Here is a 24122-nt window from a genome sequence, read left to right on the forward strand (position 1 = left end):
GGCAAGCTGGTTCTGTCATGAGTTCATACAGCCGGGCCAACGCCACCTTCAAGAACTACGCCATCTCCCTCGGGGTGGTCCTCGCGATCATCCTGGTGATGGCGTTCGTGGTCTCCACGCGATCGGGCGAACACATCCCCGAAGTACAGTTCCGCCCGGACATCGAGGTGCTCAGGAGCAGCGCCGAGTATCCGGTGACCGCCCCCGACGAGACCCTGCCCGAGGGCTGGACACCCACCAGTTCCTCCCTGGACCTGACCGGTCCGGTCGAGTGGACCGTGGGGTTCGCCACCCCCAAGGACAGCCACGCGAGGCTCACCCAGAGCGACGCCGACCCGGACACCGTGGTGCGCGACGGTGTCCGGGACGCCGAACCCGTGGGCACCGTCATGGCGGGAGACCGGGAGTGGGAGCACCTGGAGTCCGACGACTGGGGCGCGCTCGTGCTGCGCGAGGAGGGCCGGACCGTGGTCATCGCGGGCAGCGCCGGGGTCGACGAGTTCGCCGAGCTCGCCGAGCACCTGGAGACCTTCCCGGTCCCGGAGCCAGAGGACACCGACGCGGTCGATGACGAGGCCGGGACGGACACCGGGGACACGGACTCCTAGGGCGTGCGACCGCCCTCTTGGGGCGCGTGACGGCCCCGACACGAAGGGCCCCGCCGAACCAGCTCGGGTTCGGCGGGGCCCGCGTCGTCGGGGACGGCGCGACTACTCGGCGCGCAGGTCCCGGCGCAGCTCCTTGGGGAGCGAGAAGGTCAGGGTCTCGTCAGCGGTCGTCACGGGGCTCACCGAGCCGAAACCGTGCCCGGCCAGCTTGTCGAGCAGCTCACGGACCAGGATGTCGGGCACCGAGGCGCCGCTGGTCACGCCCACGGTGGTGACGCCCTCGAGCCAGGCGTCGTCCATGAGGGTGGCGTTGTCGATCAGGTACGAGGCGTTCGCCCCGGCGTCCAGGGCCACCTCGACCAGACGCACGGAGTTCGAGGAGTTGTCCGAGCCCACCACGATGACGAGCTCGCACTCGGGCGCCATCGCCTTGACGGCGTCCTGGCGGTTGGAGGTGGCGTAGCAGATGTCGTCGCTGGGCGGGTCGAGCAGGTTCGGGAACCGCTCGCGGAGCGCGTCGACGGTCTGGTTGGTCTCGTCCACCGAGAGGGTGGTCTGGGACAGCCAGGACACGTTGTCCGGGTCGCGGACCTCGACCTTGTGCACCTCGTCGGGGCTCTCCACGATCTGGATGTGGTCCGGGGCCTCACCACTGGTGCCCTCGACCTCCTCGTGGCCGATGTGGCCGATGAGGATGATGTCGCGGTCCTCGGCGGCGAAGCGCTGGGCCTCCTTGTGCACCTTGGTGACGAGGGGGCAGGTCGCGTCGATCGTCTTGAGCTGGCGGCGGTGGGCCTGCTCGTGGACGGCCGGGGAGACGCCATGGGCGGAGAAGACCACGATGGCGCCCTCGGGCACCTCCTCGGTCTCCTCGACGAAGATCGCGCCGCGCTCCTCGAGGGTGCGCACGACGTGCGTGTTGTGCACGATCTGTTTGCGCACGTAGATCGGGGCGCCATACTGTTCCAGTGCCTTCTCGACCGTGATGACCGCCCGGTCGACTCCGGCGCAGTACCCCCGGGGGTTGGCGAGAAGCACGCGGCGTTGGTTCGTGGCAGTCGTCGTCGCACTCATGGGACACATCCTAGGTGTGATCCGGGGCCGTGGGTCCGGGTGTGGCGAAGGGCACCGGTACGGGTGGTCGGGGGAGGCGCCGCAGGCAGGTGACGTCGGGGGGTCGAACCCGCCCCTTCAGGCGCCGAAGTGGCGAAATCGTTCACTTCCCGCCCGCTCAAGCTGTTACTCCCTCCTCTATCCTGGTTCACCATCGCATCTGTTATGAGGCGGTTCGCCCTCAACTCGGCCTTGCCTTGTTCGCTGGACGCGCGCCGCCGGCCCAACGCCGAGAGCATCAGGAGCCCCCGTCCTATGTCGAACCCGACCATCGTCACGAAGCTGACCACCCTCGTCAGGGGCATCTTCGGGCGCAAGGACCCGGTCGTCACGACCGTGCAGGACCCCAAGGACGAGACCCCCGCCACCGAGGGCGCGGAGCAGACGGAGCGGGCCGAGGCGCCCGCCGAGGTCACCGCCGAGACCGTGTCCGAGGTGAAGCCCTCCGCTGACAGCGCGGACACGGCCGACACCGCCGAGACGACCAACACCGCCGAGACGACCGAGACGGCCGACGCCGCCCACAAGGCCGAGGACGAGCCCGCCGGGACCCCGGAGGCGCCCGAGGGCGACCAGCCCGCCGAGGCCCCGAAGGAGACCGCGGCCGAGGGCGCTCCGCTCGTCGAGGAGCCCCGGGACGAACCCTCCGTCCCCGCCACCGCCGACGTCCCCGAGGACGGCACCGCCCTGGCGGAGGAGATCGAGGTCGCCGAGGCCCACACCACGGTCGCCAGCGACGACGTCCTGGAGCGGGTCCGCAAGGAGGCCGCCCCCGCCGCCGAGGACCTCGCCGTGCCCACCTACGACGAGCTCACCCTGCCGTCCATCCGGGCCCGTCTGCGCAAGCTCACCATCGAGCAGGTCCGCGACCTGCGCGCCTACGAGGTCGCCCACCAGGGCCGCCCCGAGTTCATCAAGATGTACGACAACCGGATCGCCAAGCTGGAGTCCGAGGCCTGAGCCCGCGCGTGCCCCCGGCCGACCCCCACGGGACCGCCGCCCCCGTGCCCGCCCCGGAGACGCTCCCACGGCCCCCCGCCCCGGGCCGTGCCGTCTCCGGGGCCGCGCGGCCCCTCCTTCACCGAACTGTCCGCGCCCTGGCCTAGGCTCGGTGACCATGGGCATGGAGAGTTCGGCGGAGTCACCGCAGCCGGTCAGGACCGTACTCCAGGCGGTCGGCGGCTGGATCGACCGGCTGGGAGCCATCTGGGTCGAAGGGCAGATCGCCGAACTCAACGCGCGCGGCCGCATGGTCTACATGACGCTGCGCGACCCGGTCGCCAACGCCTCCATCCGGGTGCTCTGCGAGACCTCCGTGCTGCGCCGCCAGGAACCCTCCCCGGGTCCGGGCGACCGGGTGGTCATCCACGCCAAACCCGACTTCTACCAGCTCAAGGGCACCTTCTCGCTGCGCGCACGGGAGATCCGGCACGTCGGGATCGGCGAGCTCCTGGCCCGGCTCGAACAACTGCGCCGGACCCTGACCGCCGAGGGCGTGTTCGACCCGGCCCGCAAGCGACCGCTGCCCTTCCTGCCCACCACCGTGGGCCTGATCTGCGGCCGCGACTCGGCCGCCGAGCGCGACGTGCTGGAGAACAGCCGCCGCCGCTGGCCCGCCGTGCGCTTCGAGGTGCGCCAGGTGGCGGTCCAGGGCGACCGCGCCACCCGTGAGGTGATCGAGGCCCTGCACGACCTGGACACCCGCCCCGAGGTAGACGTCATCGTCATCGCCCGGGGCGGCGGCTCCATGGAGGACCTGCTGCCCTTCTCCGACGAGGCGATGGTCCGCGCGGTGGCCGCCGCGGCCACCCCCGTGGTCAGCGCGATCGGCCACGAGCAGGACGCGCCCCTGCTCGACCACGTGGCGGACGTGCGCGCCTCCACCCCCACCGACGCCGCCAAGCGCACCGTGCCGGACGTGGGGGAGCAGCTGGAGATCATCCGCCAGCTCCGCGACCGGGCCCGCAGGGTGATCCGGGGCGGTGTCGACCGCGAGCTGGCCTGGCTGGCGAGCGTGCGCTCCCGCCCGGTCCTGGCCGACCCGGTCCGGGAGACCGAACGCCTCACCGAACAGGTGCTGGAGCTGCGCGACCGCGCCCGCCGGAGCCTGACTGCGTCGCTCGACCGGGCCGCCGACACCCTGGTCCACACCGAGGCCCGGCTGCACGCGCTCTCCCCGGCTACCACGCTGGCGCGCGGCTACGCGATCGTGCAGCGCGAGGACGGCTCCGTGGTCCGCTCCGCGGCCGAACCGGCGGTGGGGGAGACCCTCAGGGTGAGGTTCGCCGAGGACGGCCTGCGCGCCACCGTCGACGCCCTGGACACCGAGGGGGAGGCCTCGGGAGGCGGCCGCGGGGAGGAGCGCACCGGCCGCGGCGGGAGCGCGCGGCCGTAAGAGGAGGGCGGCGCCCGCCGCAGACGACACACCAGCCACCACCGAGGGGGAGCAGGCATGACCGATCAGGGCGAGGCCCCGGAACTGAGCTACGAGGAGAGCCGGGAGGAGCTGAACAACGTCGTCCGCAGACTGGAGTCGGGCGGCCTCACCCTCCAGGAGTCCCTGGAACTGTGGGAGCGCGGCGAGAGGCTGGCGCGCGTGTGCGAGCACTGGCTGGAGGGCGCCCGCGCCAAGCTGGCCGCCGCCGTGGACGAGCGGCGCGCCGACGAGCCGGGGGACGACGACGCCCCCTTCTGAGACCGGCCGGAGTCCGGGGGCCCGGGTTCGGGGCGCGGGGTCTACCTGCGGCCGTTGAGTTCGTCGCCGAGGTCGCGCAGGTTGCCGGGCAGGCCGCGGAAGACCGCGACCACGAGCACCAGCGCGGTGCCGAGGAACAGCCACGGGGCGACCTCGGCCAGCCGGGAGGCCAGGCCGAGGATGAGGACCCGGGCGAACCCCTCGTTGCCCAGGGCCAGCACGCTCTCGGCCGCGACGACGGCGACGAAGTAGGCGATGGGCGGGCTCACCGACAGCGAGAGCAGGTCGCCGGGGCGGACCAGGGCCGCCGTGACCAGGCAGGCGAGGGTGAAGGCGAGCCCTGGTGCGGCGGGGGTCGAGGTCAGGTGGGCGATCATCGTCCCGGCGAAGCTGAACACGACGATGAGCAGCACCCCGCCCCGGCCGGTGAGCCGTGGCGGGCGCCAGGCGGCGGTGGCCTTCGGGTGACTGTGTGCCGTCCTGTTCGGGCCCGGGTGGCTGCGCGGGGCCCTGGCCTCGCCCTTCGCCTCCCGGCCGCGACCGTTGGACCGCACGAAGTACGGGGCTTGTCCGGGCTCCGGACCGTCCGACTTGCGCGGGGGCATGGTCGTGCGCCTCCCCAGTTTGTTACTCACGGTGTTTAGTGTGTCACTTCTCGTGAAGATTCGGGGGTCTTTCCTGGGATCGTGTCGTCATTTCGGCCAGTTGCCCGTTCCGGGGTGATCGCGGCTTCCACCCCTTGGACGCCGAGATCTCCCCGCCTGGTTCTGGGCGGTTCCAGAGGCATGACCGGTTCGTCACTCTCCGTGCATGACGCCTCCTGGGTTGGTTTGGGTCGAACCGCTGTTGCCGTTTCCACCTTGCCGAATACCGCCGAATTCGGCGCTACCGGCGGTCGCCTCGGCGAGCTCCGGTGCCGCCACCGTACGCGGCCGCCCCTCCACCCCGGCGAGCCGCTCCAGGTCACCGTCGACCAGGCCCAGCTCGCCGAACCGCCGAGCGGTCACCAGCACCCTGCTCTCCAACGACCCCACCGTCTGGTTGTAGGCACCCACCGTGCGGTTCAGCGCCCGCCCCAGCCCCTCCACGTGCCCGCCCAGCGTCGACAGCCGGGCGTACAGCTGCTTGCCCAGGTCGAACACCTCGCGCGCGTTCTCGCTCAGCGCCTCCTGCTGCCAGGCGTACTGCGCGGTCCGCAGGAGGGAGATCAGCGTGGTCGGCGTCGCGATGTGCACCCGCCGCCCCATGGCGTACTCCAACAGCCCGGGATCGTGCTCCAGGGCCGGAGCCAGGAAGGCCTCTCCCGGGATGAACAGCACCACGAACTCCGGGGCCGGTGTGAACGCCGTCCAGTAGGACTTCGCCGCCAGCTGGTCCACGTGCGTGCGCACGTGCCGGGCGTGCGCGCGCAGCCTCTCCCCGGACTCCCGCCCCTCGCCCGCCTCCACCGCGTCCAGGTAGGCGGCCAGCGGAACCTTGGAATCCACCACGATGTTCTTGCCACCCGCCAGCCGCACCACCATGTCCGGCCGCTGGGCCCCGGCCACCGCCTGTTCCTCGAAGTCGCAGTACGCGGACATCCCGGCCAGCTCGGCCACCCGCCGCAGCTGGAGCTCCCCCCACCGGCCGCGTGCCTCGGGCCTGCGCAGCGCCGTCACCAGGGACCGGGTCTGGTCCCGCAACCGGTCCGACCCCTCGCGCACCGACTCGACCTGCTTGGCGAGTTCCGCGTGCGCGGCGGCCCGCCCGGCGTCGACCTCCCGCAGCTGCGCCTCCACCCGGTTCAGGGTCGCCGTCAACGGTTCCACCATCCGCTCCACCGCCCGGCGGCGCTCGTCCAGGTCGCCCCCGGCCTGCGCGCTCACCGCCCGCAGCCTCCCCTCGGCGAGTTCGAGGAAACGCTGGTTGGTCTGGTCCAACGCCTGCGCGGACAACGCGCGGAACCGGTCCGCGAGCTGTTCCTCCACATACGCCGCGCGCTCCTCCGCCGCACGGGCGTCCGCCCGGGACTCCGCGTCGCGGCCGCGCGCGAGCAGCCAGCCCACGGCGGCACCGAGGGCCAGGCCGATGACGAGAACGAGTACGAGAGCGAGGGCGTCCATGGCGCCATGCTCTCAACCCGAGGGGGCCGCGCGCCCGCCAACGCGCAGGACGCCGCCCGGAGTCGCGGGGGCGGTGGAGCGCCGGGGAGTCCGAGCCGGTCCCTGACCGGAACCGGCCACCGGCGGGGGTTGCCCGCGGCCGAAGCCAGCGCCGACGCTTTCTGGAACCCCCGTGACGGCGGGGTCGCGACACTCGTGGAATCCGCGCGCCACGCGGCGCTCCGAGAAAGGTCACCCCATGCGCCTGGCCACCCACACCAGCGGGACCGGGGAACGGCTCGCCCTCCTCGTGCACGGCGGCACCTCCCTCCACCGGACCTGGCACGCCGTCGAGGAGGAACTCCTGCGTCGCGGCTACCGGGTGCTCGGAGCCGACCTGCGGGGACACGGAGCCAGCCCGCGCGGCGCGTACACCGTCGAGGCCCTGCGCCAGGACCTCGTCGACACCCTCCCTGCCGGGGCCGACCTGGTCCTGGGCCACTCCCTGGGCTGTCTCGCGCTGTCCCTGGCACTGGACCACCTGCGCCCGGCCCGGGCCGTCTACCTCGACCCGGCGTTTCGCGTCCCGCCCCAGCCCGAGGGGGCCGGGCACCGGCTGCGGACGGTGCTGGCCACGGCCACCGCCGAGCGGGTGCGCGAACTCCACCCCCGGTGGAGCGACCAGGACGTGCGCATCGCGCTGGAGGGCTTCGCCGCCACCGACCCCGACTTCCACACATGGGTGATCGACCACGTCGCCGGTGTGGACAACTTCCCCAAGACCGCCGAGGTGCCCTCCCTCGCGGTGGTCGCGGGGGTGGGTTCGCCGATCGGCGCCGAAGGCGCCCGCATCCTGGCCGAACGCGGGTTCACCGTCCGCACCGTCGAGGGCGCCGGGCACGACCTCCACCGCGACGACCTCCCCGGCCTGCTGGCCGCCCTCGACGGCTGGGTCTGACGGACGCGGCGTCAGGGCTCGGAGGGGGCTCCTCGGCACGCGCGCAGGGCCGCGCGCCACACCGAGACCGAGTCCCAGAACCCGCTCGGGGGCTCCTCCGGGGCGAACATCCACATCCGCTCCCACGCGGGGGAGGACCGCCCGCAGATCTCCTCCCGTGCCTCGTAGGGCGGGTCGCCGCTGATCGGGAACCACAGGTACTCCAGCGGGTCCAGGAGCGCCATCAGCCGCTCCTCCACCCCTCGGTCCGGGCGCACCTTGGCCATCACCCAGGGCCGGAAGCGGCGCAGCACCTCCAGCCCCCCGGCGACCACGTCCGGTTCGGTCCCGGACGTGTCGATCTTCACCACGGTGGGGAAGGTCGCCGCCGACTCGTTCCAGCGGGACAGCGTCGACGTGCGCACGGTGATGTGCGACAGTCCCAGGCGCGCCGTGGGCACCAGCCGGTTGCACATGTCGTTGTGCAGGGCGCGGCGAAGGTGCCCGCTGCCGTTGTGGTTGCTCAGGGCCAGGTCGACCACGCCGAATCCGAGGTCGCCGGAGGAGGACACGGACCGCGCGGCGGCGGCCAGTTCGGGGGTGGGCTCGAACGCGAAGACCGGGCGGCGCGAGCGCGCGGCCGCGAGCATCGAGTACACGCCCACCCCCGCGCCGACGTCGAGGACCGCGCCGGGACGGGTGTGGTCGAGGATGGCCATGAAGCTGGCCAGGCTGTCGGGTTCGTGCCGGGCCAGCCCGGAGGCGGCCAGGCGGCGGGGGACCGTGAGGTCCCCGGACAGCTGGAGGGTGATCGTGTCCGGCCCGACCGGGCGCCGGTCGTCCTCGGGCCGGGGCAGGGCCAGGGTGAACCGCCGGTTGCGCGGCGGAACCCGGGCCGGGTCCAGGCCGCCCAGGCTTCTGGGCAGGTGCACGCGGAGCTGCCGCGTGGCGAAGCGCACGAGCGGGTACCGGTGTACGAGTGCGCGCAGCTGGTCCTGGACCACGGTGACTTCCCCCAAGAGAAACGGAGCCTCGGTGACTGCTGCCGGGGGGTGCTCGCCGGTGTCCTGTCGGCTCGATCCCTGCTCGTGGTGCCCGGCCGCACCTCGAACCTACTCTCCGTGTCCGTGTCAGCGCACTCCGTTTCGGTGATTGGCCTTCGCGGTGCGGGACGGCCCACCCGCCGCTCCGCATAGACTCTGACCTTGTGAGTCTGTCTATCGGGATCGTCGGCCTGCCCAACGTTGGCAAGTCCACCCTCTTCAACGCCCTGACCAAGAACGACGCTCTGGCGGCGAACTACCCGTTCGCCACCATCGAGCCCAATGTCGGAGTCGTGGGCGTGCCCGATGCCCGGCTCGCGAAGCTGGCCGAGATCTTCGGCTCGGCGAAGATCCTGCCCGCCACGGTGGACTTCGTCGACATCGCGGGCATCGTGCGCGGAGCCTCCACCGGTGAGGGCCTCGGTAACAAGTTCCTCGCCAACATCCGCGAGAGCGACGCGATCTGCCAGGTCATCCGGGCCTTCGAGGACGCCGACGTCACCCACGTCGACGGCGACGTCGAGCCGTCGCGCGACATCGAGACCATCAACACCGAGCTGATCCTCGCCGACCTCCAGACCCTGGAGAAGGCGATCCCGCGCCTGGAGAAGGACGCCAAGCGCAACGCCAAGGACAAGGACTGCCAGGAGCTGCTCAAGGCCGCCCGGGCGGCCCAGGAGGTCCTCGACGGCGGCGTCTCGCTCTCCCAGGCCAAGGACGTCGACCTGGACCGGCTGCGCGAGCTGAGCCTGCTCACCGTGAAGCCGTTCATCTACGTCTTCAACCTCGACAGCGACGAGCTCGCCGACCAGGCCCTGCGCGGCAAGCTCCAGGACCTGGTCGCCCCGGCCGAGGCCATCTTCCTCGACGCCAAGATCGAGGCGGAGCTGGCCGAGCTGGAGGACGACGAGGCCGAGGAGCTGCTGGAGTCCCTCGGCCAGACCGAGTCCGGCCTGGCCCAGTTGGCCCGGGTCGGTTTCGCCACCCTCGGCCTCCAGACGTACCTGACCGCCGGGCCCAAGGAGGCCCGCGCCTGGACGATCAAGCGGGGCGACACCGCCCCCGAGGCCGCCGGGGTCATCCACACGGACTTCCAGCGCGGCTTCATCAAGGCCGAGGTCGTGTCCTTCGACGACCTGGTCGCGGCCGGCGACATGCAGTCCGCCCGGGCCGCGGGCAAGGTCCGCATGGAGGGCAAGGACTACGTGATGGCCGACGGCGACGTGGTGGAGTTCCGCTTCAACGTCTGATCCGCACGCGCGCGAGGGCGGGCCGGGGTTTCCCGGCCCGCCCTCCGTCGTCTCCGGGCGGGGTCTCCGGGGTGGCAGAGGCCCCTCTCGGCCACCGCGTCGGCCTCCGTGGGGAGGGCTTGCGGGGGGCGACACGCGCGTCGCGGACCCTCGCGGTGAGGGGCTCCGTCGCGTCCGGCAGGCGTCGTGGTCGCGTCACCGGAAGGGCTCCGACTTGACCGTTCGAGAATTGTCGAAATATTATCGTGCGAGATTTGTCGAACGATTGGAGGGGTGATGGCTCCGGCCAGGACCTACGAACACCCGGACACCGAGCGCATCGCCATGCCGAAGGTGCTGTTCGCGCTCAGCGAGCCGCTCCGGCTCAACATGGTGCGCGTGCTCGCCGAACGCGGAGAGGTCGACAGCATCGAACTCGGACCCGGTCTGCCCCGGTCGACGCTCACCCACCACACCAGCCTGCTGCGGGAGTCCGGTGTCGTCTTCGTCCGCGCCGAGGGGCGCAAGTGCATGATCCGGCTCCGGGAGGACGACCTGGAGGCCCGCTTCCCCGGACTCGTCCGTACCGTCCTCGACGGCTACGCCGCCCACACCGCCGACGGGGAGGAGGCGTGATCCGCAGGCTGTGGCCCCTCATCGCGGCCGCCACGGCCCTCGGGATCGACGCCTACGTCCTCGCCGGGGTGCTCCCCTCCATCGCGGACTCCCTGACGACCACGGTGGCGATGATCGGGCTCGGAGTGACCGCGTTCACCGCCGCCTACGCGCTGGCCGGGCCGCTCCTGTCCGGACGGCTCACCCGGGGCGGCACGGCGGCGGCGCTCCTGGTGGCGCTCGGCGTCTTCAACCTCGGCAACCTCGTCACCGCACTCGCCCCCGGCATCGGAGTCTTCCTCGTCTCCCGGGTCGTCGCCGGGGCTGGGGCGGGCGTCCTCACCGCCGTCGCCACCGCGACGGCGGCGGCGATGGTCGACGGGAACGAACGCGGCCGGGCCATGGCCATGGTCACCTTCGGGCTGTCCGCCGGAACGGTGGCCGGGGTGCCGGTGGGCATGCTGATCGGCCAGACCCTCGGCTGGCGCTGGACCATGGGACTCGTGGTGGCCATCGGTGTCCTCAGCATGGTCGCCCTCGCGGCCCGGTCGCGGACCCTGCCCTCCCTGGCCGCGACCCGCGGTGCTCCCGTGTTCGGGGTGCTGCGCTCGGCCCGGACCGCCGTTGGGGTGCTCACGGCCTTCCTGCTGGGGATCGCCAGCCTTGGCCTGTACACCTACCTGCTGCCGATGGCCGAGACCCGGGGACTGGGGGAGTGGGGGTTCGCCCTGGTGTGGGCGTGGGGGATCGGCGGCGTCACCGGCTCCGCACTGGTCGGCCGCCCGCTCGACCGGTACGGGCCGGGGGTCCTGCTGCTGGTGCTGCCCGCCCTCCTCGCCACCGCTTTCGCAGCGGTGTGGGTCCTCACCGGGCCGATCGTGTGGCTGGTCGCCGCCGCCGTGTGGGGCGCCGCGGGGTGGGCCAGCGTGCCGACGCTGCAACAGGCACTCACCCATGACCGGCCCGAACGGGCGATGCCGGTCATCGCCTTCCAGATGGCCGCCATGTACCTCGGGTCGGCCGTGGGCGCGGCGCTCGGCAGCGGTTTGCTCGCGGCCGGAACCCGGGCGGGCGACCTCGCGGGTTGGGCCCTGGCGCCGGCGGGGGCGGGCGTCCTACTGGCGGGGTGGATCAGTCTCGTGGCCCTGCGTGGGCACGGCCGGGCTCCGGAGCCCCGGGCCCGCGTCTGACGGTTCCGGAGGCCTCCGATACGCGGTGGGGAACCACGTGCCGGGGCTCCCCAGGACGCGGAGAGGGCATGCGCTCGATGGGGACGGGGGGAGACCGCGCAGCGTGGGCCGCTCAGCTCCGCGCGGGCTCCCGGTCCGGCGCGTCCCGCTGGCGGCGGAGCAGGCCCAGGACGATCAGGGTCTGGGCCGCGATGTAGGTGCTCATCACCAGGAGGTCGCGCTGCGGCAGCTCCAGGCCGGGCGCGAAGGCGTTCAGGGCGATCAACGAGTCCGAGACCAGGAAGAGCGCCCCGCCCGCCGCGACCCACGGGCCCATGCCGGTGGCCAGGACCGCCATCAGGCCCAGCAACAGCCCGTAGAGCAGCACGGGAACCAACAGGCCGCCGGTGTGGGGCGCGCAGATCCAGACCAGGGCGGCCACATAGGCCACGTAGGGGACGAGGAGGAGGCGCCGCCGCCGCAGGACGCTCTCCGCCCGGTGGGGCCAGAACGCGACGACGAACACCACCTGGGCCACCAGGAAGAAGCCCACCATCAGCAGGAACGCGGTGTCTCCCGTCGCCAGGCCCGGCGCGGAGTCGCCGAGCCAGGAGAAGCCCAGCGCGAGCAGGGCCAGCCCGAGCAGGCGGCCGCGCGGTCGCCGGGCCGCCGTGACCAGCACCAGTGCCAGCGCGGGCATCAGCAGGACCTGGGTGGGGCGGGACCACGCCTGGGGGCCCAGGACCTGGATGACCAGGTGCGCCAGGGAGAGCAGGCCGAAGAACAGCAGCGCGACCCGCGCGAGGGGAGCGTGTGGGATCATCGCGCCATCCTAGACACCGGGGGCGCGGGCCGCCCCGGGGGCCTCGGTCGCCGGAGGCGGGGCGGGCGGGGTCCGAGTGGCGCTGGTTACATCCGGTCAACGGTTTCCTGGCCACTCAGGACACATCTTGCTCACCAACCGGTGACCAATCCCTTTACGGACTGGCCAGAAATGCTCTGACGTGCGCATCCATGCTGAGGGTTCGATGGTGAATTGCAGCGCTCTGCACCTTTTGCGGGGTTCTCTCACCCAGGGCAATGTGGTCCGGACGGGAAACGCGGACCCGTCCTGGCCGCTCCCAACCCGCACAATGCCTCACTATAGGGATGGGGTAGACAAGGGCATGGCGGAAGGCGTCGGCGACGACGTGCGGGAGACCAGGCGTCGGCGCAACGGCCGACGCGTCACTGTGTGCGGGACCAGGAGGCGGGGATGGCCAAGACGGCGCGGCGCGACACCGCGGTGCGTGACCCGGAGGACGACGCCGAGCGGGAACCCGACGCACCGCGCCCCCGGAAGCCTCGGGCCGGAGCGGGCGGGCGCTGGTGGGTCGGCGTCGGCCGCGTTCTCCTGTGGGCGTTCATCATCGTCGTCGTCTTCAACGGCATCTGGTTCCCCATCCGCAACGGTTTCTCCCTGCCCGGTACCGGCGCCGAACCCGAGGTGAACGAGAGCGTCGACTTCCCCGAGGCCCCCGCCGCCGCCTTCGCGCTCCGGTTCGCCGAGACCTACCTCGACACCTCCGACCCCGAGGCGCGGCTCGACACGCTGGCGGCCTTCGTCCCCGAGGGCCGGGTCGGCGACCTCAACCTCCCCGCCGACAGCCTCTCCGGAGAGAACCTGACGGTCACCTCCGTGGACGTGCGCGACGAACACAACGCCGTCGTCGCGGTCCGCGCGGACGTCAACGACGAGGCCATGAGACTGGAGGTGCCGGTCTACAGCGACGGCGCCTCGCTGGTGCTCTCCGGGCTGCCGGCGCTCCTGGGCGCCCCGCGCCAGGCGGAGCTGCCCGCGGTCCCCTCCTACGACACCGACCCCCGGGCCGCCGAACAGCTGGAGAAGGAGCTCCCCAACTTCTTCAAGGCCTACTCGGACGACGCCGAGCTCCTCGACCGATTCGTGGAACCGGGTGCCACCATCACCCCACTTCCGGCGAACAGCGTGGAATTCGGCGAACTGTCCTTCATGCCGGTGCCATCCAAGTCCTCGACCGGGGATGATGACGTACGACAGGTGGCGACCACCGTGGTCTGGAACCTCCCTTCCACCGACGCCGGAGACGGTGCGGGCGAAGCCGGACAGCTGGTGCAGAACTACCTGGTCACGGTCGTGAACACCGGAAACGAGTGGTACGTGCGTGACATCCAGGGCGCCCCGCACTCGTTCGGCGACTGACGGACGACGGGGCCAGTAGGCAAGGAGACGAGACGAACATGCGCACACCAGTAACGACAGCGGAGGAAGGCGCCTGACATGCTCCCCCTGTTGTCCGCCACGGCCGACACCATGACGGCCCTCGGCGCCGTGGACCCGATCTCCCTCGCGGTCGAGGCCACCCCCGCACAGAACGCCCCCGACACCGGCGGCCTCGCGGACTTCCTGCGTGGCTTCTTCGGGCCGCTGTTCCTCGTCATCGTGTCCATCGTGGCGATCTTCTTCCTGTTCACCAGGGAGATCACCCGCTTCATGCAGTTCATCATCCTGGCGATCTTCATCGGCATCGTGTTCTACGTGCCCGGCATCATCGAGGTCATCGCGGTGGCGCTCGCCCGAGCGATGGGCGTATCGACGGAATAGGCGAGGGAGGCCGGAAAACGTGGATCTGCCCACGTACACCAACATCTGGCGTATCGAGAAGCGGCTGTACAAGCTCTACGATTTCCGGCTGCCCATGCCGCTCCCGGTGGGGACCTTCGGGGTCGCCCTGGGCGTGTTCGCGCTGTGGGTGGTGCTGCTCAGCATCCTCAACGCCCCGTTCGCCTTCGGCAACGGCTGGCACCTGGTGCTCTGGGTCGTCCCGCCGGGAGTGATCACCGTGCTGGCGACCCGGCCGGTGATCGAGGGCAAGCGCCTCACCGAGCTGCTCATCTCGCAGGCCCGGTTCCTCACCGAGGCCCGCGTGTTCACCCGGCTCGCACCCGAGTACGAGCCCGCCGAGATCAGGGTCACGGTTCGCGTGTGGCACCGGGACCCCGAGGCCGGGCCGCTGCCGCTGCCCCGCGGAACCCGCCGGGCCCGGGCCGAGGAGGCCGTCGAGGCGCAGGAGGCGACCGCGGTCGAAGAGGAGGAGGTCACCGCCCGGAGCGGCCGCCGTGCCGCTCCCGAGGCCGCCCCGCCGCTGCGAGGCGTGCCCGTGCGCCAGCCCGAGGTCGAGACCGTGCCCGACGACCCCGTGGAGCCCGCCCCCGCGCGACGGGTCGCCGTCACCGTGGGCGCCTCCGCCGCTCCGATCACGGCGGACGACGTCGTGGCCGAGGACCACCACACACCGGACCACCACGACGTGGCGGACCACCGGGCGCTGGCGGACGACGCACCTGAGGGCGCCCGCCGTGGGGTCGGCCGCCGTGTCCTCAACTACTTCGGTTTCGGACTGTCCCACCAGGTGCGGGAACACGAACCGCACTCCGTGGAGCGGGCACCGGCCGCACCCGGGGGGGACGGTTTCGACGAGCCACTCCACGTCACCGAGGAGGACGAGCAGCGCGACCGCGACGAGTGGTTCGCCCGACTGCGCGCCTCCTCCGGCGAGACCCCCCTCGGCCTCACCTCCAAGAGCGCCTACGCCGAAAGCGAGACCGGCGCGATGTCCAGCGCCGAGCTGGCCGACGCGGCCGGCCGGCGCGAGCCCGACCGGTCCAGGCGCCGTGCCGAGGAGATCATGGGCGCGCACGAGGACCAGGAGTCCCCGGCCGCCCGGCGGCTGCGGGGCCGTACGCAGGGCATCCGGGTGGCCAGGGACCTCGCCGACCGCCGCGAGCACACGGCCGGGACGGACGGGGAACCGGTCCGGGAACGCGCCCGGGAGACGCCCGCCGCGCGCACCGGGCGGGCCCGGGGCGCCGCGCTGCCCGATACCGGCGAGGAACGGCCCCAGCCCCGTCGTCAGGGCCGCCCGCACGCGACCCCGTGGGCCCTGGAACCCGAGCGGGAGAGCGGCACCGACTACCCGGATCTGTCCGACTACGCGGCCCGCTACGCCGCCGCCACGGGCCGCCCCTCGGCGGTCGGCGACGTGTCGGCCGCCCCGTGGCTGCCTCCGGCCGCCACGGCCCCGGCCGACGAGAAGGGTCCGGTAACCGGAAGGCGACAGGAGGACGCCGGGGACGCGGAGGTCGGCAGGGGCCCGAGGGTCTCACCGGAGCCGGAGCCGGAGCCGGAGCCGGAGCCGGAGCCGGACACGGAATCGGAGCCGGACACGGAATCGGAGCCGGACACGGAATCGGAGCCGGAGCCGGGGCCGATCGGTCGCACCGAGGCCGGGCCCCAGGTCTCCCACGCCACCCACGACCTCGGACGTCCGGACTCCGAGGACACGACCAAGCCGCCGTTGCAGCTGGACCACGGCACCGGCGAGCACGAGGCCATGGCCACCGAGCACGGCACGGCGTGGAACGAGCACATGTCCGTGCTCGACCGGCACCTCATCAAGGCCGACACCCCGGCCCCGCCCCGGCCCAAGTTCGCGGACGCGGTGCCCGACAGGGAGCGCGACGGCGACCGACGCGACCCGGCCGACTGGTTCGACGACGGCAAGCGCCGCCACCCCGACCAGCCCAAGGTGGGGGACCGCGACAACCCGGTGATCGTGGTCAGCGAGCTCCGGGAGGAGCGCCGCGCCGCCGCCGAGGCCCGCCGCCGGGAGGCCGAGTCCGCCGAAGGACCGAGGGACACCGGTTCGGCCGAGGACCGCGCCGAGCGCGTCGAGGAGACTCCGGGGGAGGCCTCCGCCACCGGAGACGACGGTGCCGCTACGGCCCTGCCGGGCGAGGCGGCCGTCGGCCGGACCGCCGTGGCCGACGGTCCGACCGCCACCTCCGGGACCGGGGCCGCTCCATCCGCCGACCAGGTGGCGCCGGAGCCCGTGCGGGACCGGGAGGACGGCGCCTCGGACACCCGGGAACGGCCGGGACCCGGGGCCGAGGCCCTTCCGGAGCCGGAACAGGCGGCGGCCCCCGAGGTCGGACGTCCCGACCCCGTCAAACCGCCGAACCAGCTGGACCACGGCACCGGCGAACTCGTGAGCTTCGTGGAGGTGCGCGAGGACCCCGGTGCGACGGAGCTCCACTCCACGGCACGCGACTCCGTTCCGCCCGCCGACCGGCCCGCGCCTGAGGAGGCCGCCGCGCGGCCCACCGAAACCGCACTGGCCGAGGCGGAGGCGGCCGCCCTGCGCGCCCGCCGCTCCCGGACCGGCCCCGAAGCGATCGGACCAGAGCCGGAGGGCATCGCCACCGACGCAGAACCCCGCAGGACCGCCACCGACACGGAACCCCAGGGGAACGCCTCCCCGGTTCCGGAGCCGGAGGGCACCTCCACCGACACCGACCACGACCCCCACGATGGGGTCTTCCACCGGGTCGCGCAGAACGCCCGCCGGATCGGCCAGCTCTTCGGCCAGCCCGTACCGGGGGAGGAACCGGAGCCGCCCGCGCGCCCCGAGCCCGGCGACGCGGCCCGTCCCGACCTCGAGCTGGACCACGGCACCGGCGAACAGGCACGCCTGGGAGACACCCCCAACGGGGTGCCCTCACAGCGACCCGCTCCCGAACCGGTCCCAGAGGCCGAGGAACCCGACACCGGGACCGCGGGTCACTCGGGAGGCACCCGCGGCTGGCGCCGCCTGGCCAAGGTCGTCACGGGCGGTGCCGCACCGGTCCGCTCCGACCTGCCCGCCAGCGACATCGAGCGACTGCGCACCCCGCTGCCCGAACCCCGCTCCCTGGTCGTCCTCGGATGCACCGGCGGTGCGGGCCAGACGGTCACCGCGCTGATGATCGGCCACACCCTCGCCGCGCACCGCGACGACCGGGTGGTGGCGGTCGACGTCAACCCGGGCCCCAACGGGCTGTCCCGCAGGGTCGGTGCGCAGGCGCCGGAGACGCTCACCGCGCTGCTGGCCAACGCCGACGCCGTGGACGAGTACGAGCGCATGCGCGCCTACGCGGGACGAGCCGGGACCGGCCTGGAGGTCGTACAGACCCTCGACGACCCCTACGTGCAGACCCTGGACGACCGCGACTACGGTCAGCTCACCGGGCTGCTCGGCGGGTTCTACGGCGTGACCCTGCTGGACCCGGCCGCCACCGGCGTGGCCCGGGCCCTCCCGGTCGCGGACGGGCTGGTCCTGGTGGCCCCGGCCAGCGCGGACGCCGAGCGCGCGGTGTCGATGACCTTCGAGTGGTTGGACGGCAACGGGTACGCGAACCTGCGGGCCCACTCGACCCTGGTGGTCAACGGGGTCAGCAAGCGCAGCCTCCAGGACGTGGACGCCGCCGAGCGGGTGGCGCGCGGCCGCTGCCGCGCGATCGTGCGCATCCCCTGGGACGACCACCTGGGCTCTTCGTACACGAAGATCGACGTCGGGGCGCTGCGTCCGGCCACCAAGCGGGCCCACGGCGCCCTGGGCGGGGTCCTGGTCAACTCCCTCGCACCCGCCGGAGCCTGAGCCGGTCCGCGCACGTGGCCCGCGCCCGGGATCGGGTGCGGGCCACGGTGCTTCCGGTCGGGCTCCGGCGTCCGCTCCGGCCGCCGTCAGAGCCGGACGGGGGCCGTCTCCCGCGCGGCGAGGAACTCGGGGCGGGCCCGGTTCGCGCTGAACGGCTTCGCGCACGCGTTGTCCACACTGTTGAACACGACGAACACGTTGGAGCGCGGGTAGGGCGTGATGTTGCCGCCCGAGCCGTGCATGCAGTTGGAGTCGAACACCGTCACGTCGCCCGCGGACCCGGTGAGCACGTCGATGCCGTGCCGGTCCGCCAACAGGTTGAGCGAGGCCTGGTCCGGCGTGCCCACGTGCTGGCTCTTCAGGGAGGAGCGGTGGTGGTCGTCCGGGGTCCGTCCCAGGCAGGAGACGAAGGTGCGATGCGACCCGGGCATGATCATCAGCGCGCCGTTGTGCGTGTAGTTGTCGGTGAGGGCGACGGAGAAGCTGACCGCGCGCATGCGGGGCATGCCGTCCTCGGCGTGCCAGGTCTCGAAGTCCGAGTGCCAGTAGAAGGACCCGCCGCCGAACCCCGGTTTGTAGTTGACGCGGCTCTGGTGCACGTACACGTCCGAGCCGAGGATCTGGCGGGCCCGGTCGACGAGGCGCCGGTCGTACACGAGGTCGTGGAAGATCCGACTCAGTCTGTGCACCTCGAAGACCGAGCGCACCTGGTCGGAGTCGGGCTCGACGACGACGCGTTCGTCGGCCCTCAGCGCGGGGTCGGAGCTGAGCCGTTTCAGCTCGGCGCGGTAGGACTCGACCTCCACCGGGGTGACGAGCGATGCGACCCGCGTGTACCCGCGGGCGTTGTAGCCGTCGAGTTCGTCGTCGGTGAAGGGGCCGTCGGCGGCACCGGGCCAGACGACGGGGTCACGGCGGTAGAGCAGCGCGGGTTCGGGCGCCTTGCGGGTGGGGTAGTCGTCCGCTGTCGGAAGTTCCATTTGCAGAGTCATGGCGCTCCCCTCGGCGGGGGTGCTCCTCTCGGCTCGGGGTCCCTCGTACGACATGTGAATCTAACAAACCAGCATTTCACGATCGTGATCATGTCATTCCCCGGGTGTTTGGGCGTTGGCTGTTCGGGTACCACTGTTCTTCTCATGGGCCCAAACGAAAGCGGGCGGGCTCCGCGCATTCGCCCCCGCCCCCGGGGTCAACCCCTTTCTCCGCGCTCACCTGCACCATGACGCCCGGTGCTCGCAGGCCGTATCGCCGACCGTGGGGGCCTCGTCGTCGCAGTTCACGGTGGTGGGAACCGAACCGTCTAATCCGGGGTCCGCCGATCCGCCGATTCCATGTGATCTATTTCACGTGCATCTGGCGCAGTGGTCGGTGCAACGAAACACCCCCGCCCTCCGGTCGTTATTGGCGGGTGGCCTCCGATTCGCACGGAATTCTCGTGTGGGGGCTGGCGTACGGACATTCGTTACCGCACAGTAGTGGGGTCCGGATTCCCTCGACCCGCTCAAGAGGAGAAACACAGTGCCCCCCTTCCCCCGTGTGCTCGCACGCACCGCGGCGACCGTCTCCGCCGCCGCCGTGGCCATGGTCCTGGCCTGGGCCGCACCCGCCGCCGCCGACCACACCCTGCCCCCGAACATCCCCGGAGACGCGGCGGCCCAGACCCAGCTGAACTCCCTCACCGTCGCACCCAAGGGCCCCCAGAGCGGCTACGACCGCAGCCTGTTCCCGCACTGGAACGTCGTCGACAGCCCCTGCACCGCCCGCCAGGTGGTGCTCCAGCGCGACGGCCACGACGTCGTCACCGACGCGCGCTGCCAGCCCACCTCGGGCAGCTGGTGGAGCGCCTTCGACGACGAGTGGGTGTACGACGTGCCCGGCGACATCAGCGTCGACCACCTCGTCCCGCTCAGCGAGGCCTGGAAGACCGGCGCCGCCGACTGGTCCACCAGCAGGCGCGCCGACTTCGCCAACGACGTCACCAGCTCCCAGCTGTGGCTGGCCACCCCCTCCAGCAACAGCGCCAAGGGCGACAAGGACCCGTCCGAGTGGATGCCCACCAACCAGGCCGTCCACTGCGACTACGCGAAGTCCTGGATCAACGTGAAGTACGTCTACGACCTCACGATCACCTCCACCGAGGAGACCACCCTCCAGGACACCCTGGACACCGCCTGCTAGCCGACACGGCGACTGACCTCCGAGGATGACGACGGAGAGTGACGCGGCCCGGCGCCCGAGAGCGCCGGACCGCGTCCACGTCCCCGACCGGACGGCGCCCACCGGTTTCTGGCACACCGACCGCTCGGCTTCTCACCCCCCGGCCCGATGCAGCACTATGGGTGATGGCTACGGGGCGGAACCGTCAGCGCCGTCACGAGGAAGGGCTAGCAGATGACCGGTACCAGGGGCACCCGGGGCGCGACCCGCCTCGCGGTTCGCTACTTCGACGACCGCGTGCTCTTCAGCGACAACGAGGCCTGGGCCTACTTCCGGCTCCCCACGGTGTCCTACGAGTTCACGACCCCCGAGGAACGCCAGGCGCTGGCCACCAACATCACCATCGCCCTCGCCGCCATCCGCATGAACGACGCCGAGGTCCACCTGCGCGTCGCCCACCGCACCTACCCGGCCGCCCAGTGGGCGACCCGCCTCGACGAGACCGCCGACGCCGGACCCGGCTGGTACGACTACCTCGAAGAGATGTACCGGCACGTGTGGGCCAAGGACTTCTGGACCAAGGAGGTCTACCTCGGCGTGCGCCTCGGGCTGCGCAACGCCGGAGCGGGCCTGGGCCTGTTCTCCCAGTTCATCGGGGCCTACCAGCGCACCGAACAGGCACTGGGGATCAACGACGACGCCATCGACGACCGCGAGCTCGCGCGCTGGACCGACCAGTCCGAGCGCCTCGGCCGCGCCCTGGCCGCCAGCTCCCTGCACGCCCGGCACGCGACCTCCGACGAGATCGCCTGGCTCATCCGGCACGCGGTCAGCGGCACCGCCGAGGAGATCCGCCCCTCCGCCACCGGCCGCCGCACCTGGGGCCGGGGCGAGATCGAACAGCTCGTGGACGGGGTCGTCCACAACGGCCGCTCCACGCTGCGCCTCGAACAACCCGCCGGCTCCACCCACGTGGCGTTCCTGTCGTTCGCCCGCTTCCCCGACCTCATGCCCTTCCCCGACGGCGAACCGTGGCTGCACCACGCCGACGCGCTCCCCTTCCCCGTCGAGATCTCCCTGCGGATGAAGCTCATCCCGCCCGCGAAGGCCTCCAAGGACGTCGGCCGCAAGCTCGCGCACGCCCGCGACATGGACGCCCACATCCGCGAGGCGGGAGTGGAGGCGCCCATCGCGCTCGCCGAACAGATCGACGCCGCCCGCATGCTGGAACACGGCATCACCAAGGAACGCCTGCCGTTCGTCTACGGATGGCACCGGCTCATGGTCTCGGCGCCCACCGAGCGCCTCCTCGGCCAGCACGTCGAGGCGGTCGTGGAGCACTACCGCGACATCGGCATCGACGTCATCAACTCCACCGGCGACCAGTTCTCCCTCTTCAACGAATCGCTGCCCGGCGACCGCATCCGCCTGAACGCCTACGCCCAGCGCCAGCCCCTGCGCACCATCGCGGGCGGCATGCCCACCGCGACCGTGGAGGTCGGCGACCGCGCCGACCACCAGGGCGGCGGCTGGGTTGGGCCCTACGTCGGGGAGACCACCGGGCGGGCCCGCTCCATCGTGCACTTCGACCCCATGGTCGCCGCGGCCCGCAACCGCCCCACCGCCATCGCCATCACCGGTGAGCCCGGCGGAGGCAAGACCACCCTGGCCCTGCTGATGATCTACCAGCTGGCCCTGCGCGGGGTCACCGTCGCCGCCATCGACCCCAAGGGCGACGCGGAGTCCCTCGTGGAACTGCTCAAGCACCGCGGCCGCAAGGCCCGCGTCATGTCGCTCGGATCGGCCCAGCCCGGCCTGCTCGACCCCTTCGCCTTCGGGGACGACCTCGCCGCCAAGAAGACCATGGCCACCGAGACCCTGCGCCTGCTGCTGCCGCGCATGAGCGAGGAGCGCGAGTCCGCGATGATCCAGGCGGTCGCCACCGTCGCCAACCAGCCCCAGCCGTCCCTGGCCAAGGTGGTCGACCACCTCGTCTCCGCCGAGGACGCCGCCTCCCGCAACCTGGGCGCGGTGCTCGGCTCGATGGCCGAGATGCGGCTGGCGTCGCTGTGCTTCGACCCCCAGGGCGAGGCGCGCATCGACACGGAGGGGTGGACCACCGTGTTCACCTTGGGCGGGCTCACCCTGCCCGACTCCGGTGTCAACCGGGACGACTACTCCTACGAGCAGCGCCTGTCGGTCGCCCTGCTCTACCTCGTCTCCCAGTTCGCCCGCCGCCTGATGAACGGCCTGGACCGGCGTCTGCCCAAGGCGATCTTCCTCGACGAGGCGTGGGCGGTCACCTCCACCCCCGAAGGCGCCAAGCTCGTCCCCGAGGTGTCCCGCATGGGGCGGTCCCGCAACACCGCGCTCATCCTGGTGTCCCAGAACGCGGGCGACATGCTCAACGAACAGGTCACCAACTGTCTGTCGTCGGTGTTCGCCTTCCGGTCCAGCGAGGCCCACGAGGTGTCCGACGTGATGGCGCTGCTCGGCGTGGACGTCAACGAGGACCACATGGCGGTGCTGCGCAACCTCCGCAACGGCGAGTGCCTCTTCCGCGACCTCGACGGCAGGTCCGGCCGGATCAGCGTGGACCTGGTCTCCGAGGGGCTCCTGCGCTGGCTCGACACCAACCCCACCCGTGAGAAACCCGCGGGCGACCCGCTGGTGTCCGCAAGCGGCCGCGAGCGGTAGCTCGGGAACCGGAGCAGCTCAGCGGCGCCCGGCCGGGTCCGGGACGGACAACGGGGGACGAAGGGCACGGGGAAGTCGGGTTCGGGCGCGACGAGGATGGGGATCTAGGAGAGTACCCCGGACCTTCGGACCCGCCCGCCCGACCCCGCCCTCCCCGCACCCCGACCGACACTCACGAGGGACCGCCCATGAGTGAGGACGTCATCCGGCCGCGCCCCGTCATCGACACCGCCCTCCCCGACGACGTACGCGAGGAGCTGTACCGCCAGGCCGCCGGCCAGGAGCCCCGGCGCACACGCGACAACGGAGCCCCCACCAGCCGGGCCCTGCGGCTGCGCGAGGGCGGCGTCCAGCTGTTCGGGGTCGCCTTCACCCTCGTCCTGGCCCTGCTCACCGCCGGGTGGTACCTGGGTATGGTGATCGCCAGCATCGGGCTGGTCGCCTACGTCGGCGCACTCCTCGTACGCAGGAACACCAACCCCGTGGTGCGCGCCGCCGGAGGCGTCGTCGGCGCGGGCACCTTCGCGACCGCGCCGCTGTGGCTGTTCGACCTGCTCCCGCAGGACCCGCCCGGCGGCGTCCCCTGGCTGCTGTTCGCCCTCCTGGTCGGCATGGTCACCGCCGACACGCTCACCTCCCGCGACGACCCGGACGACGAGGACCACCGCGACCGCCTGGTGATGCCGGAGGACGTCAGCGCCGCCGACCACGAGCTGCTCGTGGCGGTGCAACGGACCATCGACCAGGTGACCGACGCCCGGGTCGAACTGGGCTCCTCCGACACCCTGGACACCGCCCGTGGGCTCGCGGTCCTGAGGGAGGAGGAGTGGCGGATCGCGTCCCTGCTGACCCGCCAGCGCGAACTGCGTCGGGGGTTCGTCCGGCGCTGGCAACAGGCGTCCTCCCCCCGGGTGCTCGACGTCCTGCGCCACCAGCGCGCCCACCTCGTCGCCGCGCAGGAGCACGTACGGGACCGGGTCGACCAGATCGTCGAGTACGGGCGCCTGGTGGAGGAGTCGGTCCTGGCCCACCGCGAGTGGGAACAGTGCCAGGAGGCACTCGACGCCATGGACGCCTACGCGGCGCTGCGGGCCGAGGCCTCCCTGATGTCCGTGCCCTCATCCGAGGTCCGGGACCTGTCCGGCACGGCCGAGGCGGCCCGCCGGGTGCGCGACGACAGCGTCACCCGGGTGCTGGCCGCGGTCAGCGACCTCGCCGAGCTCCCCGAACCCGCGGAGGACGGCCGGGCCGGGCGTTGAGGACCGGGACGCCGCGCGGCCGACC

General features: G+C 72.3%; 20 protein-coding genes. 14 read left to right on the forward strand and 6 right to left on the reverse strand.

Annotated features, from left to right (window positions below; all coding sequences use genetic code 11):
• Positions 1-17 precede the first annotated feature (17 nt).
• Positions 18-608, forward strand: coding sequence for a DUF4245 domain-containing protein (locus tag ACFYL4_RS16585; RefSeq protein ID WP_357758560.1), 591 nt, complete (start codon positions 18-20; stop codon positions 606-608).
• Between the two features lie 102 nt (positions 609-710).
• Here ACFYL4_RS16585 and ACFYL4_RS16590 read toward each other — a convergent pair whose 3' ends face one another.
• On the reverse strand, positions 711-1682 hold the full coding sequence (locus ACFYL4_RS16590; RefSeq protein WP_357758563.1) for a 4-hydroxy-3-methylbut-2-enyl diphosphate reductase: 972 nt from the start codon (positions 1680-1682) through the stop codon (positions 711-713).
• Positions 1683-1976: 294 nt separating this feature from the next.
• On the opposite strand from ACFYL4_RS16590, the gene ACFYL4_RS16595 reads away from it, so the two are divergent.
• From ACFYL4_RS16595 to ACFYL4_RS16605, 3 genes are all read left to right on the forward strand, one after another.
• Entirely contained in the window at positions 1977-2681 is a 705-nt protein-coding gene (locus ACFYL4_RS16595) for a hypothetical protein (protein WP_387519078.1), read from the forward strand.
• A gap of 157 nt (positions 2682-2838) precedes the next feature.
• Complete coding sequence (gene xseA, locus ACFYL4_RS16600) at positions 2839-4116, forward strand: exodeoxyribonuclease VII large subunit (protein WP_387519079.1); 1278 nt, start codon at positions 2839-2841, stop codon at positions 4114-4116.
• Between the two features lie 57 nt (positions 4117-4173).
• Positions 4174-4416: an exodeoxyribonuclease VII small subunit gene (locus ACFYL4_RS16605; protein WP_357758572.1), complete on the forward strand. Its 243-nt coding sequence runs from the start codon at positions 4174-4176 to the stop codon at positions 4414-4416.
• 41 nt (positions 4417-4457) lie between these two features.
• On the opposite strand, the gene ACFYL4_RS16610 is transcribed toward ACFYL4_RS16605, so the two are convergent.
• On the reverse strand, positions 4458-5021 hold the full coding sequence (locus tag ACFYL4_RS16610) for a DUF6542 domain-containing protein (RefSeq protein WP_357758769.1): 564 nt from the start codon (positions 5019-5021) through the stop codon (positions 4458-4460).
• A 192-nt stretch (positions 5022-5213) separates the two neighbouring features.
• Entirely contained in the window at positions 5214-6518 is a 1305-nt protein-coding gene (locus ACFYL4_RS16615; RefSeq protein WP_387519080.1) for a DNA recombination protein RmuC, read from the reverse strand.
• Positions 6519-6756: 238 nt separating this feature from the next.
• Between ACFYL4_RS16615 and ACFYL4_RS16620 the strand changes: the two genes are divergently transcribed.
• A complete protein-coding gene (locus tag ACFYL4_RS16620; protein ID WP_387519081.1) occupies positions 6757-7455 on the forward strand; it encodes an alpha/beta fold hydrolase in 699 nt (232 codons plus the stop codon).
• Between the two features lie 11 nt (positions 7456-7466).
• On the opposite strand, the gene ACFYL4_RS16625 is transcribed toward ACFYL4_RS16620, so the two are convergent.
• Complete coding sequence (locus ACFYL4_RS16625) at positions 7467-8438, reverse strand: FkbM family methyltransferase (RefSeq protein ID WP_387519082.1); 972 nt, start codon at positions 8436-8438, stop codon at positions 7467-7469.
• A gap of 203 nt (positions 8439-8641) precedes the next feature.
• Here ACFYL4_RS16625 and ychF point away from each other — a divergent pair, with 203 nt between their 5' ends.
• The 3 genes from ychF (at position 8642) to ACFYL4_RS16640 (ending at position 11511) form a co-directional block, all read left to right on the forward strand.
• Positions 8642-9727, forward strand: a complete 1086-nt coding sequence (ychF, locus tag ACFYL4_RS16630; protein WP_387519083.1) for a redox-regulated ATPase YchF — start codon at positions 8642-8644, stop codon at positions 9725-9727.
• A gap of 276 nt (positions 9728-10003) precedes the next feature.
• Positions 10004-10342: an ArsR/SmtB family transcription factor gene (locus ACFYL4_RS16635; RefSeq protein ID WP_387519084.1), complete on the forward strand. Its 339-nt coding sequence runs from the start codon at positions 10004-10006 to the stop codon at positions 10340-10342.
• Positions 10339-11511, forward strand: coding sequence for an MFS transporter (locus ACFYL4_RS16640; protein WP_387519085.1), 1173 nt, complete (start codon positions 10339-10341; stop codon positions 11509-11511). Before ACFYL4_RS16635 ends, ACFYL4_RS16640 begins: the two co-directional genes overlap by 4 nt.
• A 112-nt stretch (positions 11512-11623) precedes the next feature.
• Here ACFYL4_RS16640 and ACFYL4_RS16645 read toward each other — a convergent pair whose 3' ends face one another.
• Positions 11624-12313 (reverse strand): lysoplasmalogenase family protein, encoded by a 690-nt coding sequence (locus ACFYL4_RS16645; protein WP_387519086.1) that lies wholly within the window; start codon positions 12311-12313, stop codon positions 11624-11626.
• A 432-nt stretch (positions 12314-12745) separates the two neighbouring features.
• Here ACFYL4_RS16645 and ACFYL4_RS16650 point away from each other — a divergent pair, with 432 nt between their 5' ends.
• From ACFYL4_RS16650 to ACFYL4_RS16660, 3 genes are all read left to right on the forward strand, one after another.
• Entirely contained in the window at positions 12746-13711 is a 966-nt protein-coding gene (locus ACFYL4_RS16650) for a conjugal transfer protein (protein ID WP_387519087.1), read from the forward strand.
• Between the two features lie 78 nt (positions 13712-13789).
• Entirely contained in the window at positions 13790-14113 is a 324-nt protein-coding gene (locus ACFYL4_RS16655) for a hypothetical protein (protein WP_357758593.1), read from the forward strand.
• 19 nt (positions 14114-14132) lie between these two features.
• Positions 14133-17984: a TcpE family conjugal transfer membrane protein gene (locus ACFYL4_RS16660; protein ID WP_387519088.1), complete on the forward strand. Its 3852-nt coding sequence runs from the start codon at positions 14133-14135 to the stop codon at positions 17982-17984.
• Positions 17985-18070: 86 nt separating this feature from the next.
• Here the strand turns inward: ACFYL4_RS16660 and thpD are convergent, their stop codons facing one another.
• Positions 18071-18976 carry an ectoine hydroxylase gene (thpD, locus tag ACFYL4_RS16665; RefSeq protein WP_387519089.1) on the reverse strand — a complete coding sequence of 302 codons (906 nt, stop codon included), beginning with the start codon at positions 18974-18976 and terminating at the stop codon, positions 18071-18073.
• A 526-nt stretch (positions 18977-19502) separates the two neighbouring features.
• On the opposite strand from thpD, the gene ACFYL4_RS16670 reads away from it, so the two are divergent.
• The 3 genes from ACFYL4_RS16670 to ACFYL4_RS16680 all read left to right on the forward strand — a co-directional run bounded on the left by ACFYL4_RS16670 (position 19503) and on the right by ACFYL4_RS16680 (position 24097).
• Complete coding sequence (locus ACFYL4_RS16670) at positions 19503-20162, forward strand: DUF1524 domain-containing protein (protein WP_387519090.1); 660 nt, start codon at positions 19503-19505, stop codon at positions 20160-20162.
• Positions 20163-20375: 213 nt separating this feature from the next.
• Positions 20376-22838: an ATP-binding protein gene (locus ACFYL4_RS16675; protein ID WP_387519091.1), complete on the forward strand. Its 2463-nt coding sequence runs from the start codon at positions 20376-20378 to the stop codon at positions 22836-22838.
• Between the two features lie 188 nt (positions 22839-23026).
• Positions 23027-24097 (forward strand): hypothetical protein, encoded by a 1071-nt coding sequence (locus tag ACFYL4_RS16680; RefSeq protein WP_387519092.1) that lies wholly within the window; start codon positions 23027-23029, stop codon positions 24095-24097.
• The last annotated feature ends 25 nt before the right edge of the window (positions 24098-24122 follow it).

It is taken from the genome of Nocardiopsis sp. NPDC006938 (assembly GCF_042869555.1).
Classification (GTDB): Bacteria; Actinomycetota; Actinomycetes; order Streptosporangiales; family Streptosporangiaceae; genus Nocardiopsis.